Origin of the sequence: Brasilonema sennae CENA114 (assembly GCF_006968745.1) — a bacterium.
Lineage (GTDB): Bacteria > Cyanobacteriota > Cyanobacteriia > Cyanobacteriales > Nostocaceae > Brasilonema > Brasilonema sennae.
Genome location: NZ_CP030118.1, coordinates 3577982 through 3595980, shown reverse-complemented (window position 1 = coordinate 3595980; position 17999 = coordinate 3577982). Strand labels below are relative to the sequence as shown.

The window sequence follows — 17999 nt, the reverse complement described above, 5'->3', positions numbered from 1 at the left end:
TATGCGTCCTTCCTAGTGGAATCCTCCCATCGAATTATCGCCCGTCAGAGCGAAGCATCATCTCTGGGATTAACAGAGCTAAACTATTTATCTTTTTACGCCACAACCGTCATCTTCTGTTTAAGGCACAGTTTCAAGCAGAACTGACTACTATGTTTAAAGACAGCACGGTTGGTCATTGTCCTGTGCCGCCTGCACAACTAGCGTTAGCATTAATTCTACAAGCCTACACTGGAGTTAGTGATGATCAAGTGATTGAAGCATTGGTAATGGATAGACGTTGGCAGTTAGTACTCGAGTGTCACGATTGCCAAAACGCCCCTTTTAGTAAAGGAACTTTGGTAAATTTTCGACAAGCGATGATCGACTTTGAAGTTGACCGGAGATTAATTGAGCGTACAGTAGAAATATCAAAGGAGCAAGGTGGATTTGGTTCCAGTAACTTGAGAGCTGCATTGGACTCCTCACCGTTATGGGGGGCGGCAAAAGTAGAAGATACTTATAATCTGTTAGGTCACGCGCTGCGTAAAGCTGTAAGGTTAATGGCGCAAACGTCGGGGCAGTCAGTTGCAGAGCTTGCACACGAAACACAACTAGATGATCTACTCACACGAACTTCGCTCAAAGCCGTCTTAGATATGAACTGGGATAACCCAACTGAGCGTTCAATAGCCCTAGAAACCATTCTCAACGCTCTAGATCAAGTAGAGTCTGAGTTACAAAAAAAAAATGAATATCAGGAGCTAAAGGATGCCCAAAAAGCACTGTCCGTGGCACGACAGATTCAATCCCAAGATGTAACTATTGATTCTAGTGGGAAACCAACACTGGTTAAGGGTGTAGCCAAAGACCGCCGAATTTCTATTGAAGATTCAGATATGCGTCATGGACGTAAAGTCTGCCGGGGGAAGCAACCCAAGCGGCAAGCTTTACGTAAAAGCCGCTCACAACGTTTTGATGGTTATAAACGTCATGTGCTACGGGATTTGGATATCGGGGTGGTGCGTTCCGTCGGTTTGACGAGTGCTAACGTTCCAGAAGCTCAAGTTACTGAAGCAATGGATGCAGATTTGAAACATCACAAAGTTAAGATGGTAGAGCTGCACATTGATCGAGCCTACTTAAGTAGTCATTGGGTTAAACAACGTTCCCAAGACTTAACTATTTTCTGTAAAGCTTGGCCTGTACGTAATGGCGATTGCCGGAGGCGCAGCTAGCTTAACGCTTGATCAAGACGGACTTTGTACTTGACTGGAACCAAGGTCTAATTCGTTGTCCTAATCATGTCAGCATCCCCTTTGAGTCTGGAAAAACTGTTCACTTTCCCGCCTCTGAGTGTAGTGTTTGTCCTTTACGTGAACATTGTACTACTTCTATTAGAGGTCGCAATGTCTCAATTCATGAGGCAGTGCGTTGCGCGGGTTCCCCGCGTTGTAGCAACTGCCGTCCGGATGAAGCTTTTATGCAGGAATTGCGTGAGCGCCAAGACACTGAATCCGCAACAGCTAAACTCCCAGAACGTTCTATTGTGGAGCATACCTTGGCTCATCTCGGGCAATGGCAAGGCGACCGTGCCCGTTATACTGGCTTGCGCAAGAACTTATTTGACTTACGGCGTGTAGCAGTTGTACATAATCTCCATGTAATTGCACGGTTGCTATCTGGCGCTTCAAACCAACAAGTCTTTTAAATCCCCTAGTTAATGATACGCCCTTGGCGTCTGCCCTTTGGGCAATCGCATCCTTATTCTTCCTGCTTTTCCAGACACATATTATCTCTTTTTTGTCAATCATTATTACTTGACCGACGCCCTAGAACCCCTTACTCTTACCGCTTGTCAATTAACCATCGGCGGGGTTTTATCTCTAGCCAAGGTCAGGGTTTTTTTTGTTATGCCCTGCTAGCTAATAAGTTGCTTTTTTAGATTCTGTTTCACCTTGTACACTCCCTTTTAGCGCAAAGCTCGCCGGGAGGAGTATCCCCCCGGCAGACTTTGCGCCAGTGCCAGCCCATAACAGCCGTCTGATTACGCCCTGTGCCCAGCTTTGGTCTCTAGGATTGCGAGCCTACTTGCCGTGGGCAGATAAGGAGTCACCTCTGAGTTTGAGGGGAAGGGTTTTCACCTTCATTCCCTCCGAAGTTCAACCTTTTGATCGCTCTCAAGGCTGGTTAGCTTATACTTGGACTGATTGCCAAGGTTTGGCTAACAACGAATCGCACTAGTTGTTTAGCTTCTTGACGACTTAGGACGAACTTTGTTAAGTGTTAAGCGTATTTCCATCGAAAACCTCCCACTCCAAAAACTTTCTCATCTCCCCTTTGACTTGCTCCAAGGTTACCTGTACCCTCGTATGATGAAAATATAAGAAAGTAGCCAAATCATAACGGCATCACATGGGCAGTATTTGGGAACTTGATTTTTACTCGCGTCCGATTCTGGACGAAAATCAGAAAAAGGTTTGGGAAGTTTTGGTATGCGAAACTCCTTTGGAAACCCGAACTAAAATTGATTCTGTCTTTCGCTTTGCGAAATATTGCCCCAGTACTGAGGTGAATTCAGTGTGGCTGCGGACTGCGCTGGAAGAAGCAATCAGCGAAGCAGGAAAAGCACCAATCAGAATACGCTTTTTCCGCCGCCAAATGAGCAACATGATTACCAAAGCTTCCAGAGATTTGGGTATTTCCGCCCAGCCAAGTCGCCGCACTTTGCTGCTTAACCAATGGCTGGAACAGCGGATGGAGGAAGTTTATCCTCAAGAACCTGGGTATCAAGCAGGAACAAATCCATCTGTACGTCTAGAGAATCCTCCACCCCTACGCTTACCAGACGCTTTAGAAGGAAAGCAGTGGATATTTGTGACTTTACAACAATCGGAATTCACCCAAATGCACGACTGGGAAATAGGTTTTGGTGAAGCTTTCCCCTTTGAATTGGCACAAATTTCCCCTGAAACCCCTATTCCTGGTATTCTGATTTTCTCACCAAGAGCATTGCCGATCGCAGGCTGGATATCCGGTTTAGAGTTAGCTTGGTTGAAATTAGATGATAAGGAAGAGCCGAGATTGGTTTTAGAAACCGGTGCAACTGAAAGCTGGATTTTGGCAAATCTCAAAAACTCTCAAACCTTAGCAGAAGCCAAAAGCTTTGAAGAAGCAAAGCAAAAAGCTAATGGGGTGCATTTTATCGCAGTACAGTCCAATCCTCAAGAAGAATCTTTTGCGGGGTTTTGGCTGTTGCAAGAGGTCAATGTGCCGTAAATTTGATAGAGGTACTGCCACGCCTTTAGCTGTAGCGGGAATCAACTCATAAACTAATTAGATGGATAAAGGTTGGTGGGGAGTGGTTCATTGTTAGTCATCAACAATTGATAACTAACAACTAACAACCATCCATTTCCTATTGCCAATTTCTAAGTCCACAGCCAAAACAACATGGTGTATAAAGAATTACCAAATAATTTTCTGGTGGAAGAACTGCTGGAACTCTCGATAAAATCGGGTGCGGAAGCAGCTGAAGTCTATCAGTCAAAATCACTGTCTCGACCTGTGTTTTTTGAGGCAAATCGCCTCAAGCAGCTCGAAAGTAGCCAATCAGAAGGCACAGCACTGCGGCTGTGGCGCAATGGATGTCCCGGATTAGCCGTGGCTTACGGTCCAGTCGAACCACAAGCATTGGTGGAACGTGCTTTAGCCCTAAGTCAACTCAATCAACCTGAAGCAGTGGAATTAAATGGTGATTCTAAGCCTTCTTACCCAAACCTGGGTGAAGATGTACCCATAGAAAAGTTGGTGGAGTGGGGGAAAGAAGCGATCGCTATCATCCGCGACGCATATCCAGATGTTATTTGTACAAGTGAGTGGGAATGCGATGTTGAAACCACCAGACTTGTCAACACCAAAGGTTTAGATTGCCATTACAGCGACACCACCCTAAGTTGCTATGTAGAAGCAGAGTGGGTACGAGGTGACGACTTTTTGAGCGTTTCTGATGGTCAAACCAAAAGAGGTAACCTTCAGCCAGACAGAGTTGCTCACCAAATTTTACAACGGTTGGCTTGGGCAAAAGAAAACGTTACACCTCCCAACGGTCGCGTTCCAGTTTTGTTTACTTCTAAAGCTGCTGATATGCTTTGGGGAACTGTACAAGCAGCTTTAAATGCCAAGCGAGTTTTAGAAAAAGCTTCTCCCTGGGTAGAACGTATTGGTACACCAGTGATGTCTCCAATTCTCACCCTCTACCAAGATCCCAAAGCAGGACCTTACAGTTGTCCGTTTGATGATGAAGGTATCCCAACCCAATCTTTAGTATTTATCCAAAATGGTGTATTGCAGCATTTTTACTGCGATCGCACCACCGGACGCCAGTTAAACATGGCTTCCACAGGTAACGGTTTTCGCCCCGGTTTAGGCAGTTATCCTACTCCTGGTTTATTTAATTTCCTCATCCAGCCTGGAGGTGAATCGCTACAACAATTGATTCAATATCTGGATGATGGGTTAATTGTGGATCAAATCCTGGGAAGTAACGGCGGCATTTCTGGTGACTTTTCCATCAACGTTGATTTGGGATATCGTGTCCAAAATGGTCACATTATTGGGCGCGTCAAAGATACGATGGTGGCTGGAAACGTCTATACAGTTCTTAAACAATTAGTTAAACTGGGTGACGATGCTGACTGGAACGGTTCTTGTTACACTCCATCTTTATTAGTAGAAGGGTTATCTAGCACTGGCAAGCAAAATTGAAATGAGTGACATACTCCCCACCGCATGGCGGATGGGGCTTCTCAACCAATCCAGCTATTGCTATCTCCTTTGGAGACGCTACGCGAACGGAGGCGTTGAGCTTTGTTTAGACAGAACGGGATGCCCCTCCGCTCTGTTTTTTATGTTGATTGCTGCATTCCAATCACGATCCATTTGACAACCACATTGACACTTGTGCCAACGCTCATGCAGTTTCTTCGGAACCTTGACGCCACAACTTGAACATATCTGAGATGTGTTGTGTGGATTGACTGGCACTACCAACAAACCAGCTTTTTGGTAGAGTCGATGTCAGGTAGTCGGGTAAGGTTCGAGCGTCACCGCTCTCCCCTCCCCTAAGAACGCAGCATGAGACTTTCGCACTCACTGCGCTCAAGCCTTACTTCAAGCGAGTTGACTTGGATTTTGTGTGTACCTGCTTATGACACGCTTTGTGTAGATGCTGAAGGTTTTTTACGTCATCAAGTCCACCTTGAGCAACAGGTACGATGTGATGGGTTTCTATTTCCTCTCCATTGAATAATGGTTCACCACAGGTACATTTCCAGTCTTGGTTTTGAGCGATTTTATAATTCCGAGAGTTTTTCTCCCAGTAGCTCTTACCATATTTTTGGTGGCGTTTTTCCCAATATTCTTTGAGTGAGGGGTCATCCGGTGATGCTTCCCCCTTGACCTTTACATGGCGTTCGATGGGCGTGTACGCTATCGGGTATAGGATTAAATCCTTTTGTTTGCCTCGGCGGTCGCTAGTAGATGTAGCGAACGTCCATTTCTTGCGATTTCTGGTCTGAAAGTAACGTTTCCGTACCCATTTTGTGTTCTTGTTGGGATGGCGACGTTTAGCCCAACGCCAGAGGTATTGCCATATTCTACTTTTGACATATTCAAAGGTTTCTTTACTAACCACACCTCTGTAATAATTAGCAAAACCTCGGAGAATTGGGTTCAGTCTTTTGATGACTACCTCTTGTTCACATCCGTTCATTGCTTTTATTTCTTGACCGATTCGTTTACAAAAGTCTAAGACTTTCTTTTTCGAGGGTTTGATAAGCAGTTTGCCATTATAATGGCGGTGATTGAAGCCGAGGAAGTCAAAACCATCTGCCATTGACGTTATGAACGTTTTCTCCGTACTGAGATTCAAACCTCTTTCTGACAGCCATTGCTGAATCTGGATTTGGGCATTTTCGAGGCTTCCTTTGTCTCTAGCTGTGACTATAAAATCATCAGCGTACCTAACCACTCCAAGTTTTGGATTGGTGGATTTTATAAAGGTTTCTAATCCATGCAATCCGATATTGGCTAGGAGCGGGGAGCAAACCCCTCCTTGTGGTGTACCCGTTTCTGTCGGGCTGTATATCCCTTCAAAGATAAATCCAGCTTTTAACCATCCTTTGATTAGGTTTTTGTTTGGGAAATTACCTAGTTGTCTAAGGATAGATTCATGGGCAATATTGTCGAAGAATCCTTGAATATCAGCTTCTAAAACCCAGTTATTTCTAGCATTTGGACTTGCATTTAATCTTATCCAATTTTGTGCTATGGCATCATGACAGCTTCTACCGCACCTGAATCCATAGGAGTTTGGTTCAAATACGGCTTCCCATTCGGGTTCTAGTGAATTGACTATTATTGCCTGTTCGATTCTGTCGCGCACGGTTGGGATTCCGAGCGGTCGTTTCTTACCGTTGGCTTTGGGGATCATTACCCGTTTTGTAGGATCTTGATTTCCTCCACTCCAGTTGTTTACCAGCTTCACTCGCTGCTTTGGGGTATTGATTATTTCTTTGTCAATTCCTGCCGTTGCTTTACCCTTATTGGTCTGAGTGATTTTCCGAACAGAGAGTAATAGGTTGGCGTAGCTTCTTTGCATTAACTTTTGGAGGTTTCTCAACTTCCGCCAGTTACCAAGTTTTCTCGCGAGAAAGATTCTTTGACGCAGATTCCTAACCGCTTTGTTGATTTTTCGCCAGTTGATTTGGCTCCAATCTTCTAGTGGTTTTCTTAGTCCGTTTGTTGTACCGAGGTACGACATCTAACTTGTCCTTGAATTAAGTTTCTTTGTGAGTTTCTCTTTCTCATAAGACCCAGAGTAAGTCTGCTATTCCTTTCGGTCAGGGGCAAAGTTTGAACCCCTATCTCGTTCATTACAAACGGGCTTTTGCTTTTTACTCCATCCTTTACCCTCCAGAGGATTCTGCTTTCCTTGCGGTTAGCTTACTATTGGTATCGACATCCTATAGACTCTATGGGGTTTACCTTGTTGTTTCGCTTAGTGTATATTCTCCTTTAGATGTTGACTTTCCTGCGGTGGGAGTTATATTCACACGATTTATAGAGCATAAAACCATAAATCTACCCACTTACCTTTTGGTTGGAACCTGTCAGCCTGATTTGGCTCCCTGTGCGATGACGCAGTTTAAACATCAATTTACTTTTGTTCATCTTGGGAGAACTCCCTCTTGCTCCTTACCACTTTGGGCTAGTAGTTAAGGTTACGTTTGTGGTCTGCATTCCGCCTGTTTCGTTACCTACTTGGGCGTGACCGGACTCCGGAAAGTCTTTTACATTAGGGTAGAGAGTGTGAATTCTCTAGGAGAGTCGGCTCTCCGTTCTAAACGACCTTTCAAGTCGCGCTTATGCCTCGCCCCTCTCTGTTAGAACCGGACGTGCGCTTTTCAGTGCATCCGGCTCCCGATATTCTTAAGGGATAACCCTTTTGCTCATGTGGATATAATCGTGACAGGATTCGTGTACAGCAATCAGATTCTTGGTTTTCCAATTGTTGTGGTTCCCGTCTGCGTGGTGCAAATGTACTCGTTCTTCGCTTGTACATTTTAAGCCACAATATCCACATGTATGGTTTTGCTTTTTAAGAGCTTTAGAGGTTTCCCCATCATAGAACTTACTATTACGTTCGCTCCAGTATGTTAAATCTCCGTCGTAGGGTGATTTATTCCCTTTGACATTGATGTGGGCATTTTCGGAGTAAGAGACTTTAGGAAAAGCTTTTTCTAGCAATTTCTTGCTAGAGTGGCGATTCTGTTTAGCTTCTTTGTTGAATACCTTTATTGTTCTGCTTTGAATGTGATACAGGGAGAACCGTGACCCGTCCATTTTGCAGAATTTGTGGTAATTTCTCCATCCTCTAACTATTGGTGCTAGCTTTTCGGCTTTTACCTTAGAACCATAATTCGAGTTGTTAACGATAGCTTTTACCTTCTGACGAAATTTCAAGAAATTCTCCGCTGAGGGAGTACTTCTAAATTTTCCGTTACTTTGCACTTTAAAATGCCAGCCAAGGAAGTCAAATCCATCTGTCGCGGCGGTTATCTTTGTCTTTTTCTCACTTACTTTCATTCCTCTTTGGGCTAGAAATTGGCTAATTCTTTCAAGTATCTCGTTCGCATCGTCTGAGGGTCGAAGTATTATTAACATGTCATCCGCATAACGGATTGATGGTTCTATTATGCCCCTCGTTCCTTTGTACTGGTGAATACTTTCAATTCCATTTAAGGCGATGTTTGCTAATAAAGGACTCACTACGCCACCTTGGGGGGTTCCTTGTTCCGGAAAGCCAGGGTTAGTTCCTGCTTTTAGGCAGCGGTATATTCCTGTCTGTATGCCTTTGGGGGCTATAAGGTTTTCCATTATGGCGTTGTGTGAGATCCTGTCGTTCGCGCAGCGTGTCCCCTTGGGACTCAGCACTTCTCGATATCGAGTTCTATAACTCTTTTATCTTTTCCCTTGCAAGTGTCGCGTAGGTTGTTGAATAGATATCTTTGGGCATCATGTGCCGAGCGACCTGTTCTGAACCCGTAACTTCTCGCATGGAATGTTGCTTCGTGTGCTGGTTCTATTACATATTTTGCTAGGCATTGCCAAGCCCTATCCGCAATAGTTGGAATTTTTAGCATTCTAGTACTACCGTCCTTTTTGGGAATGGGAATACTGCGTAACTTTTGGTGTTTCCAATTGTTACTGGATGCTTTTAGCAGTTCTTCTAATTCAAAACGTTCCTTAAATGTAAGAGACTTTTTGCCGTCGATTCCTGCTGTTTTCTTCCCAGCATTTAGCTGTGATACTTGACGGATTGCCAATAATCTAGCCGCAGTGGATTTCAGAATAAGTTTTTGAAGTGACATTGCTTTACGCTTGTTTCCTTCTCGAACTGCTTTGAATACTCTCTTTTGTAGGCGAAATACGTCTCGGCGAAATTTCTTCCACGGTAACGTCTTCCAAGATTCGCTATAGTTGTCTATGCGTCCAATCATGCTCTGACTCCAAAAAGTATTTTCTGAATACCTTGCGAAAATTACTTCGCATCCTACCCGAATCAAAAGGGTTCCGTATCTCGTCTTACCTACCTGGGGTTCGACCGCCCCAGGACTTTTGATTCGTTTTTATTCGTTCCCTTAGATGATTGTTGTGTTCCGTTAGGTGTAGCCAATTTAACCATCAGAAACCCTGGATTCATGCTGCTATTAAGCCGACAATGCAGCGGGTTTTAGCTCTGATAAAGTCAAGGTTTTTAGGTTATGCCTTGCTTCAAACTAGGTCACTTTTTTAGGCTCAGTTTCACCATTGGAACTCCCTGTTAGCACCAGTGTCAGCCCATAACAGCCGTCTGATTGTGCCCTGTTCCTCGCTTCACTCTACAAGAATCGAGCTTGTTCGGTGGAGGCAGATAAGGAGTCACGCTTGAATCTGGCGGGTAGGACTTTCACCTACATCGATCTAAGAGTTCAACCTCAGTAGTCGTCTACATTGGTTGGTTAGTGTATGTACGGGCTGGCTACCGTGATTCCACTAACAACGAATCGCACCGGCTCTGTTTGCCAGTATTGAAAGAAAACTTGACCAGCCAGCATCGTGAATTGATTTAGCTAGATTGGACTTTCCCAATCCCTTTACGTTCAAGTCGTCGTGAGCTACCACATCATGCCGATTGAATAAGCGTTTAGCAGTCTTGAAGTGAAAGTCTTTACGCTTGTCAGTTACTTTTTTGTGCTGTCTGGCAAGTTGCTTGACTGCTTTATTCCTGCGGTTACTACCTTTCTTGCGACGCGAAATACGTTTTTGTAGACGCTTCAATCGCTTTTCCGCTTTCCGGTAATATTGCGGGATGGGTGCTTGGAATCCTTCTGAAGTAGTAAGAAAGTGCTTCAATCCCACATCAATACCAACAATCAAATCAGGATTGATATCTGGTTTGGTAGTCGGGACTGTAGGATCTTCCAGCGATAAGGTTACGTATCTCTTCATACCAATTGAATCTATCAGCCAACAGATAGTTGTATTGCGCTCCCAACATAGATAGCCATCTATCAATGTCAGCAGCTTGTTGTTTGGTTGGTCGTAGTCGAAACTGGTATGAAGTTCTCATTTGCTTTGCCCTCCTTGTCATCTATGTTAGCATGAATGTAGTGACAACGACATGATTATGAAAAACAATTTCTTACAAATAAGACTCAGTGATCGTCGAATGAGCAAATTACGCGAGTACTCAGCAATTGAAGATAAGACTATGACTCGCGTACTTGAGGACTTCATTGACTCGTTACCCACTAGGAGTGTGGGAACTCCTCACGCAGCCAACAATCCCGTTGATCAAGAACAACATTGATTGTGGCTGCAATCGTCATTCCCCGGCTATCCATCCCCACCGCACGCCGGACTCTTGAATTCCGGCGAACTTCGTTAAAAAATAATTTAGTGACTTTTTCTTTGTTCAAGTGATAACCTTGATAGGTTTGTTGCAAAAATCTGGTTTTAGGAGATTTAGAACCACAGATGGACACAGATGTACATAGATAATTTATCTGCGTCCAAAGCTTGTGCATCTGCGGTTTCATATTTATTTTTGAATTTTGAACTTTGAATTTTGAATTAATATGTTACCTCTTGTGATCACTCAGAGCTTTCGCACTTTGTGGCAGCCTAGAAGAGGTTTAGCGATCGCAGAAGCATCGGTTATCGGGGTCGTCGCTGCTCTATCAGCTGTATTCTTTAAATTTAGTGTTGGATGGTTAGGATCATGGCGAGTTCATTGTTCCTACTTATTTCCTGCGTGGCTTGTCTTACCAGTAATTGGTGTTTGCTTTGGATTTTTAGCTGGGTTACTTGTGCAGAGGTTGGCACCTGAGGCGTCTGGTGGAGGAATTCCACAAGTCAAAGCCTCTCTTGGGAATGTGCCAGTCAGACTGTCGTGGCGTGTGGCAGCTGTAAAGTTATTAAGTTCTATTATCGCTTTGGGGTCGGGTTTGACATTAGGGCGGCAAGGTCCTACTGTTCATATTGGGGCGGCTTTGGCGGCGGGGATGAGTCGTTGGGTTCCTACCTCCCCAGATCATCGACGTCAGATGATCGCTGCTGGTGCAGGTGCTGGGTTGTCAGCAGCTTTCAACGCCCCGATTGCGGGCATGATTTTTGTTGTCGAGGAATTACTTCAAGATTTATCAGGATTAACTTTAGGAACTGCTATTATTGCTTCATTTATTGGTGGTGTTGTCTCACGACTGTTAGGTGGTCGTAGTCTACAACTTGACTTGGCAGCAACTCATTATTCCAGCAGCTTTTCAATCACAGAAATTCCCTTTTACCTAATTTTAGGAGTCCTCGCGGGGTTACTGGCGGCATTATTCAATCGTGGATTGATCGCTAGTCAAAGAATTTACCGTAATTTACACATTAGCTTGCCGTTACGAGTGGCATTGGCTGGATTTATTTCTGGTGTTATGGTTGCTTTGCTACCACCTTCTTTCCGCAATAATAGTGAGTTACGGGAGTTTGTAATCACTGGTGAAGTTGATCCTTCCATCGCAGCGCTTGCCTTTGTCGCTCAGTTTATCCTTACCTTGGTCGCATTTGGCTCAGGAGCGCCAGGAGGATTATTTGCTCCCAGTCTAATCTTAGGTTCTTGTTTAGGATATATTATCGGTGTCTTCCAGGAACATGCCTTGGGACTGGGAAATCCCACAACTTATGCACTGGCAGGAATGGGCGCCTTTTTTAGTGGTGTTTCTAAAGTCCCATTTACGGCAATTGTGATTGTGTTTGAGATCACCACAGATTTCAATTTGGTGCTACCTTTGATGATTGGCTCTGTGACATCGTACTTAATTGCCGAAAAGATAGTCCCTGGGTCATTGTATGACAAACTTCTACAATTAAGTGGCATCACTATCCAAAAACAAGCTCCTATTGAAGGACTACTGACAAAGTTAACAGCAACAGATGTGATGCAAAGACGGGTAGATACTCTAGAGGTAGAAACGTCTCTGGATGAAACAGTAGAGGCTTTTTCACGTTCTGACCATCGGGGTTTTCCGATAGTATTAGATGGTAAATTAGTAGGAATAGTGACACAAAGTGATTTGCGGAAAATAGGCGATCGCAACCTCCCGAAAAATGCGAGTCTAACGGAAATAATGACTAGCAATCCTTTAACGGTCACTCCCGTGCATAGCCTCAGCGATGTACTGTATTTATTAGATCGCTATCAAATTAGTCGCTTACCAGTAGTCGAGGGGCGTAGACTGATTGGGATCATTACCCGTGCAGATATTATTCGCGCAGAAGCAAACCATATCAACTGTGAAAACAAGCAATCTAAGTCGCGATCAGAACCTTCTTATGTTGTTTATCAAACGCGTTCTCCGAGTACTGGTAGAGGAAGAATATTAGTACCGATAGCGAATCCGGAAACAGCAGTGACACTATTGGAGATGGCTGCTGCGATTGCTCGCGATCGCCATTATGAAATAGAGTGCATACAAATTATGCCTATCTCCCGCCACAGTTCCCCAACAGAAACACCAGTCAGAACAACGAAAAGTCGTCGCTTGTTAAGATTGGCAGAAGCTTTAGGCAAAAAGCGCAAAATCCCCGTGCATACCCAAATTCGGGTTGCTCATGATCCAGCCCAGGCAATTTTAGAGACAATAAAAGAAAGACACATCGATTTGCTTTTGATGGGGTGGAAAGGTAGCACTTCTACTCCTGGTCGTATTTTTGGGGATATTGTAGACACTATCATTCGTCGTGCCAGTTGCGATGTGGTACTAGTGAAGTTGGGACAAGACAATTCTAAATCGCGAAAAACACTTAACCAACCAAAGGATCTGATTCAAAATTCCAAACTACTGACTCCCAACTCAGCACTCAGCAACCCTAATCACCAAGAAAATCTCCCCACGCCCCAAACTCCTCAGTACTCCTTTAACCGTTGGCTTGTTCCAATGGCTGGTGGTCCTAATGCGTCGGTAGCGATTAAATTGTTACCTGCTTTAGTCACATTGGGAAATGATCCAAAAGTTCGCCTGACTAGAATATTCAAGCCATCAGAAATAGAGCCAGATATGAGAATTTTGGAAGAAGCTATTCGCCAACTGATTCGTCGCCGCAAATTGAGTAGTACTGTATTCGCCTCAGCCATTAAATCCGACTCAGTTGCTCAAGGTGTAATTAATTTGGTCAAAGAAGAACAATACGATGTTGTGATTTTAGGCGCTTCGCGCGAAGGGATGTTGCAACACGCAATTACAGGTAATATTCCAGAGGCGATCGCTTCTGGTGTTGATAGTACAGTCATTTTAGTCAGAGGAGCGTTAACCGCTTCAGCCTAAAAACTAGATCATTTTGAATCCTTTTTTCCATTCCCGTTAAGGGGAAGGTTTTTGCAGATCTTTGGTAATTACTTCAGTCAGGAAAGATCTGCAAAAATTTCTATCTTGGTTACACGAATAAGTCATCGAAAGAGATTCTGCACCATCTGGCAGAGCATAGCTAGTAGATTTTTATTTCTCTGGCTAGTTAATGTTTGCAAAATTTGCTGGTTTGGGGCATTGTATTTGCAAAGCAATTTACATTTAAAAACCATTCGAGATTATGAATCCCTATTACAGTAGCGATGACTGATATTAGAGTTACCAGCCAAATAGTCCAAGGCTTTATGTCGCGCATATATATTGTCCAATATTTTGTGATTTACTGATTTCCTCTATCACTGAATCTCTGCCTTAACATTCAACAAATAAGACAGTAGGGCAATTGGTTGTCACTACGTTATATTACTGTGTTAAAGTTATACTAACTTAATTTTTAGATTTTAGATTTACTGATTGTGAAAGAATCATTGGTAATCCTTTTTAAGGTTCAATCCGTCGCATTCTTTTTTCAATTTTGTATTAGATTGTGCTGTCAAATTATCTTAGTAATTCTATTGAGATTATAGTCTTAATTTGTTTGTAGCTTGATTTTAACAGCTTTATAAAAAAATGTATACAAAAATTACTTAAATTCCAACAGGAAAATGTAAATTTTACGTATATCCATAAGTAGCGACACCTGTAGCGTCAACCCTCCGGCTTATCGCCTTTGCCTGCAGCGCTTACGCGATCGCCTAATCTTGTAGGGTGTACAAAAAAACAATTTTCTTTCCCCTTACATACGCCCTTCGGGTTCGCCCTATGGCGTAAGCCATAGGGCAGTGGCTCCCCTACACTCCTACACCCCTACACCCTCATCGCCTTCTTTACCAATTCTGGTATCTCAGAAGGACGTTCTGCAACTGGAACTCTGGCAAAGGAAAAGGCAGCTAACTTATTTTTTGCTGTGCCAAAATCGGGATCGCGTCCGATGACAGCCGCCAAAGTTCCAGTTTGACGCCAATGTTTTGCAGGTGGTGCTTCTCTACCTGCAACATAAGCAACAACTGGTTTATCAATTGCTTCGGCAATATATCGTGCTGCGGCTTCTTCGCGATCGCCACCGGGTTGTCCAACTAAAACTATTGCCTTTGTGGCTTCATCTTCATCCAATATTTGCAACCATTGCAGAAAAGACGAACCAACGATCGCATCACTTCCAATGCTGACACTCATCGACTGTCCCAAGCCAGCATCAGTTAATTCCCTAGCTATTTCGTAGGTGAGAGTCGTGCTTCGACTTAGTATTCCTACTTTTCCTTCAGTATAAAATTCACTAGGTTGAGTTCCTAAAAGGATTTTTCCTGGTATGATGATCCCAGGACTATTTGGTCCTACTATCAGGGTTTCTTTTGCTTCGGCTTTACGAAGTAGTTGTACCATATCCAACGGTGGTACACCAGGAGAGATGATAATGATTTGGCGGATATTAGATGCGATCGCTTCTAGTGCTGCATCTAGAACTTGGTAAGGATGTACGCAGATAATTGTAGTATCAATAACTCCAAATTTATCCACGACTTCCTCTACAAGGTCGAAGACTGGCAGACTGTAGATCTGTTGTCCACCCCATCCAGGATTAACCCCAGCGACCAAATTTGTACCATTGGCTTTCATTTGAGCAACATGATTTGCTGTAATGTACTCAGAAAAGCCTTGGATTAACACTTTGCTATATGGTGTTAAATTCATACTATAGAATTTGTGAAATTATTTGTGTAGGCACAGGGAACAGGGAACAGGGAACAGTGAACAGTGAACAGTGAACAGTGAACAGTGAACAGTGAACAGTGAACAGAGTCAGCGATTTGTTGACTCCCCTTAACTTGGTAACTGATAACTGATAACTGTACCAAGCTTCGCAAAAATCAAATAGTAGTCTTATAGGTGAATTAATTAAAACCTTCTATATGCTGTTGATTTAGCCAAACGGATTGCTTCTGCTACGCCCTTATCTAAATTTTCCACTACCGTTATTGACGTGTCAGTTGGAGTTTTCAGTGCTGCTATATCAGCTCTTGCTGTATCGAATTCAGAACCAGCAAGACGCACGACTAAGCGGGGAAAACTGTTCTCTCGACGTTTACCGCCATTTGACTTAGCCATAAATAATTGAGTTTCATTCATACTATTTTCTACGAACTCACCAATGACTTGAGAAACTTCGCTACCTTGAGAAATGCTACCTAGGAAATTAATGAGTATTACCTGAATACTTTTATCAGTAGCTATATTTTTTAAAGCTTTTTCCAAGCGACTCTTAAAGGTAGTTGGTGAAGCATCAGTAACAGACGCATGGCGGAGGTTCAAACATACCCCAGGTTTCCCACCACTATTAATCACCAAGTCTAAAGTTGCCATTACCAATCCAGCACCATTGCCCAAAATGGCAATTTTACCGTTCATTTCTACTACATCCCAGTTGCCCAAATTCCTGATTGTATCGCTACTGGTATCATTATTTTCCATGGCTTGTGCCATATCAGCGATATTTGGATGGCGACCAATTGCTCGTTCGTTAACGCTGACGTTACCATTAAGCGCCATAACTTGACCAGAGGCACTTACACCTAAAGGATTGATTTCCACCAAGTCCAAGTCTTTTTCTACAAATAAGTGGTACATCTTCTCAACAACAGTGCTCACTGACTGTATCAATGCACCTTGCAAGCCCATTTTCAACGCCAGTTGTCGAGCATAAAATGGGGAAAACTCTTGTTCAACAACCACGTAGTGCATTTTTTCGTCTGCGGATTCCCAATCTATGTCCTCTGCTTCAGTACAACCTAAAAGTATAGGACGGCAGACAGCTGTATCCAATACCACAGCAAGATAAAATTCTTGATCAGTTTCGTACTTAGTTTCTGCCAGTAACACTTCTGGCAATTGTCCTAAAATTGGCAAATTAAAGATACTTCGTGCTGCGGCGATCGCATCAATTGTCGTTCCTACAAACCTGACTCCACCTACTTTTGCTCGTTCCACCGCATTGACTTGAGATTTCAGAACAATTGGGTAGCGAATTTTTAAACGTTTTAAATCCGTGGGATGGTCAATTCGTTGCGAAGGCAATACAGGAATGCCTATGTTCGCAAACCATTCTTTGACTTGGTATTCTAATAAATCCATTGACACACACCTTTTTGCCACATTATAAGGGTGGCTAGAGTGAATCACGAAAACATTCACGCTGCCCCCTTATTGCAGGATAAAGCTTTTTTTGACTAGAAATCTTTCTGTTTTTTTATCAATTTTATTTAGTTTCTTAAATCGATAAGATACATTTATTGATTTTTATCATAAATTAGTTTTTTACTAAAATATAATATCATTACTTACCTCTGTAATTTTGCTATATTTTTTCAATATCTTCTGTAACAATAGAAACATTTAAATTGTTGGCATTTCTCATAAGTCAGTAATCTTGTTGTTGATCAATGATTTAGGATTGCTATAGTACGTATGATAACAAATATATTTGTTAATAATTTGATACAAATGTACAAGGTAAAGTCTGTGCAAGCAGAAAAATCGGTTATGTTAGCTATAAAATTAGTTAAATCCCGAAAGGAAACTAACAATAGTCACATAACTAGTCATGTCAGCACAACAAAACAAAGAAATCGCCCGACAATTCTGTGAACAAACATGGGGAAAGGGAAATTTGGCAGTAGTAGAGGAACTTGCTAGCCATGACTTCAAGGTTTACTACCCTATACTTCCTGGAAGACTTGATTGTGAGGGTTTTAAATCATGGGTCGCTGACATTCACACAGGTTTCCCCAATCTACAGTTTACAATTACAGATGCAATTGCTGAAGGGGACAAAGTTGCGATTAGCTGGACTGCTCAAGGCACTCATAAGGGAGATATAAAGTTTCTAAACCTCCCTCCAACAAAAAAGTCAGTATCGTGGACAGGAATTATAATTTACCGCATTGTCGAAGGCAAAATCACCGAAGAGCGAGGGCAAGAAGATGCTTTGGGTGTTCTTCAGCAACTCGGTTTAATTCCAAAGCTGTAGCTTTGGTTATCTCATATAGGTGAAGACAAAAATAGACCCCATCTAGGACGTGCTAAACGGGGTTTTTTGTTATTTTGAATAGTATGCATGAGATCAACTAAATAGCCAGAAATAAATCTATTCCGAAAAACAAAATCTTGCGCAAAGTAGCTATTGAGTACTGTTGCACGAGTAAAGAGGATACCGCAAGTTCCTCGGCTAGCCATTGCGTGATTCCCAAACTAATTTCTTGCGTTATTACTTGCAATACTAATGCTAGTACCACCGTTAATGCTACGGCAGTTTTAGCGATATGCTGGTGATTTTTGGCATCGGGTTGAGAATCAATCTCTTTTTCAACAATCTGAGGTTGCATAGCTTTTAGCGATTATATGTAGATGACCCAAGGTGTGTGAATACAAGATTAAATTTATCCTAGCGAGAAAAAATAAATAAAGGTCTCTTTCTTATGACTGATTAGAATATATATCGCTAGGTACACACAAGTAAGTCAACTAAGC

At 42.8% G+C, this 17999-nt stretch carries 10 protein-coding genes and 4 pseudogenes; 6 read left to right on the top strand and 8 right to left on the bottom strand.

Features of this window, described 5'->3' with window-relative positions:
* The first annotated feature begins 28 nt into the window (after positions 1-28).
* The 4 genes and pseudogenes from DP114_RS15275 to DP114_RS15260 all read left to right on the top strand — a co-directional run bounded on the left by DP114_RS15275 (position 29) and on the right by DP114_RS15260 (position 4746).
* Positions 29-1690 (top strand): annotated as a pseudogene (locus DP114_RS15275) (transposase).
* A 311-nt stretch (positions 1691-2001) separates the two neighbouring features.
* Complete coding sequence (locus DP114_RS15270; protein ID WP_169262853.1) at positions 2002-2223, top strand: hypothetical protein; 222 nt, start codon at positions 2002-2004, stop codon at positions 2221-2223.
* A gap of 171 nt (positions 2224-2394) precedes the next feature.
* A complete protein-coding gene (locus DP114_RS15265) occupies positions 2395-3258 on the top strand; it encodes a Tab2/Atab2 family RNA-binding protein (protein ID WP_171976485.1) in 864 nt (287 codons plus the stop codon).
* A gap of 174 nt (positions 3259-3432) precedes the next feature.
* The gene (locus DP114_RS15260; RefSeq protein WP_171976484.1) at positions 3433-4746 is read left to right on the top strand and encodes a TldD/PmbA family protein; all 1314 of its coding nucleotides are present in this window, start codon (positions 3433-3435) and stop codon (positions 4744-4746) included.
* Between the two features lie 78 nt (positions 4747-4824).
* Here DP114_RS15260 and DP114_RS15255 read toward each other — a convergent pair.
* The 5 genes and pseudogenes from DP114_RS15255 to DP114_RS15235 form a co-directional block, all read right to left on the bottom strand.
* Positions 4825-5046: pseudogene (locus DP114_RS15255) on the bottom strand (zinc ribbon domain-containing protein); the annotation flags it as partial.
* 100 nt (positions 5047-5146) lie between these two features.
* On the bottom strand, positions 5147-6802 hold the full coding sequence (ltrA, locus tag DP114_RS15250) for a group II intron reverse transcriptase/maturase (RefSeq protein WP_169264597.1): 1656 nt from the start codon (positions 6800-6802) through the stop codon (positions 5147-5149).
* A 668-nt stretch (positions 6803-7470) separates the two neighbouring features.
* Positions 7471-9041, bottom strand: a pseudogene (locus DP114_RS15245) (group II intron reverse transcriptase/maturase).
* A 553-nt stretch (positions 9042-9594) separates the two neighbouring features.
* Positions 9595-10153: pseudogene (locus tag DP114_RS15240) on the bottom strand (RNA-guided endonuclease TnpB family protein); the annotation flags it as partial.
* A 181-nt stretch (positions 10154-10334) separates the two neighbouring features.
* The gene (locus DP114_RS15235; protein ID WP_169262856.1) at positions 10335-10622 is read right to left on the bottom strand and encodes a hypothetical protein; all 288 of its coding nucleotides are present in this window, start codon (positions 10620-10622) and stop codon (positions 10335-10337) included.
* A 39-nt stretch (positions 10623-10661) separates the two neighbouring features.
* Here DP114_RS15235 and DP114_RS15230 point away from each other — a divergent pair, with 39 nt between their 5' ends.
* Positions 10662-13394 (top strand): chloride channel protein, encoded by a 2733-nt coding sequence (locus tag DP114_RS15230; RefSeq protein ID WP_171976483.1) that lies wholly within the window; start codon positions 10662-10664, stop codon positions 13392-13394.
* Positions 13395-14282: 888 nt separating this feature from the next.
* Here the strand turns inward: DP114_RS15230 and DP114_RS15225 are convergent.
* Together DP114_RS15225 and DP114_RS15220 are read right to left on the bottom strand one after the other, a co-directional pair.
* Complete coding sequence (locus DP114_RS15225) at positions 14283-15167, bottom strand: succinate--CoA ligase subunit alpha (protein WP_169262858.1); 885 nt, start codon at positions 15165-15167, stop codon at positions 14283-14285.
* 204 nt (positions 15168-15371) lie between these two features.
* Positions 15372-16604: a succinate--CoA ligase subunit beta gene (locus DP114_RS15220; RefSeq protein WP_169262859.1), complete on the bottom strand. Its 1233-nt coding sequence runs from the start codon at positions 16602-16604 to the stop codon at positions 15372-15374.
* A gap of 469 nt (positions 16605-17073) precedes the next feature.
* On the opposite strand from DP114_RS15220, the gene DP114_RS15215 reads away from it, so the two are divergent.
* Positions 17074-17499: an ester cyclase gene (locus DP114_RS15215; protein ID WP_171976482.1), complete on the top strand. Its 426-nt coding sequence runs from the start codon at positions 17074-17076 to the stop codon at positions 17497-17499.
* A 97-nt stretch (positions 17500-17596) separates the two neighbouring features.
* On the opposite strand, the gene DP114_RS15210 is transcribed toward DP114_RS15215, so the two are convergent.
* On the bottom strand, positions 17597-17854 hold the full coding sequence (locus DP114_RS15210; RefSeq protein WP_171976481.1) for a hypothetical protein: 258 nt from the start codon (positions 17852-17854) through the stop codon (positions 17597-17599).
* Positions 17855-17999 lie beyond the last annotated feature (145 nt).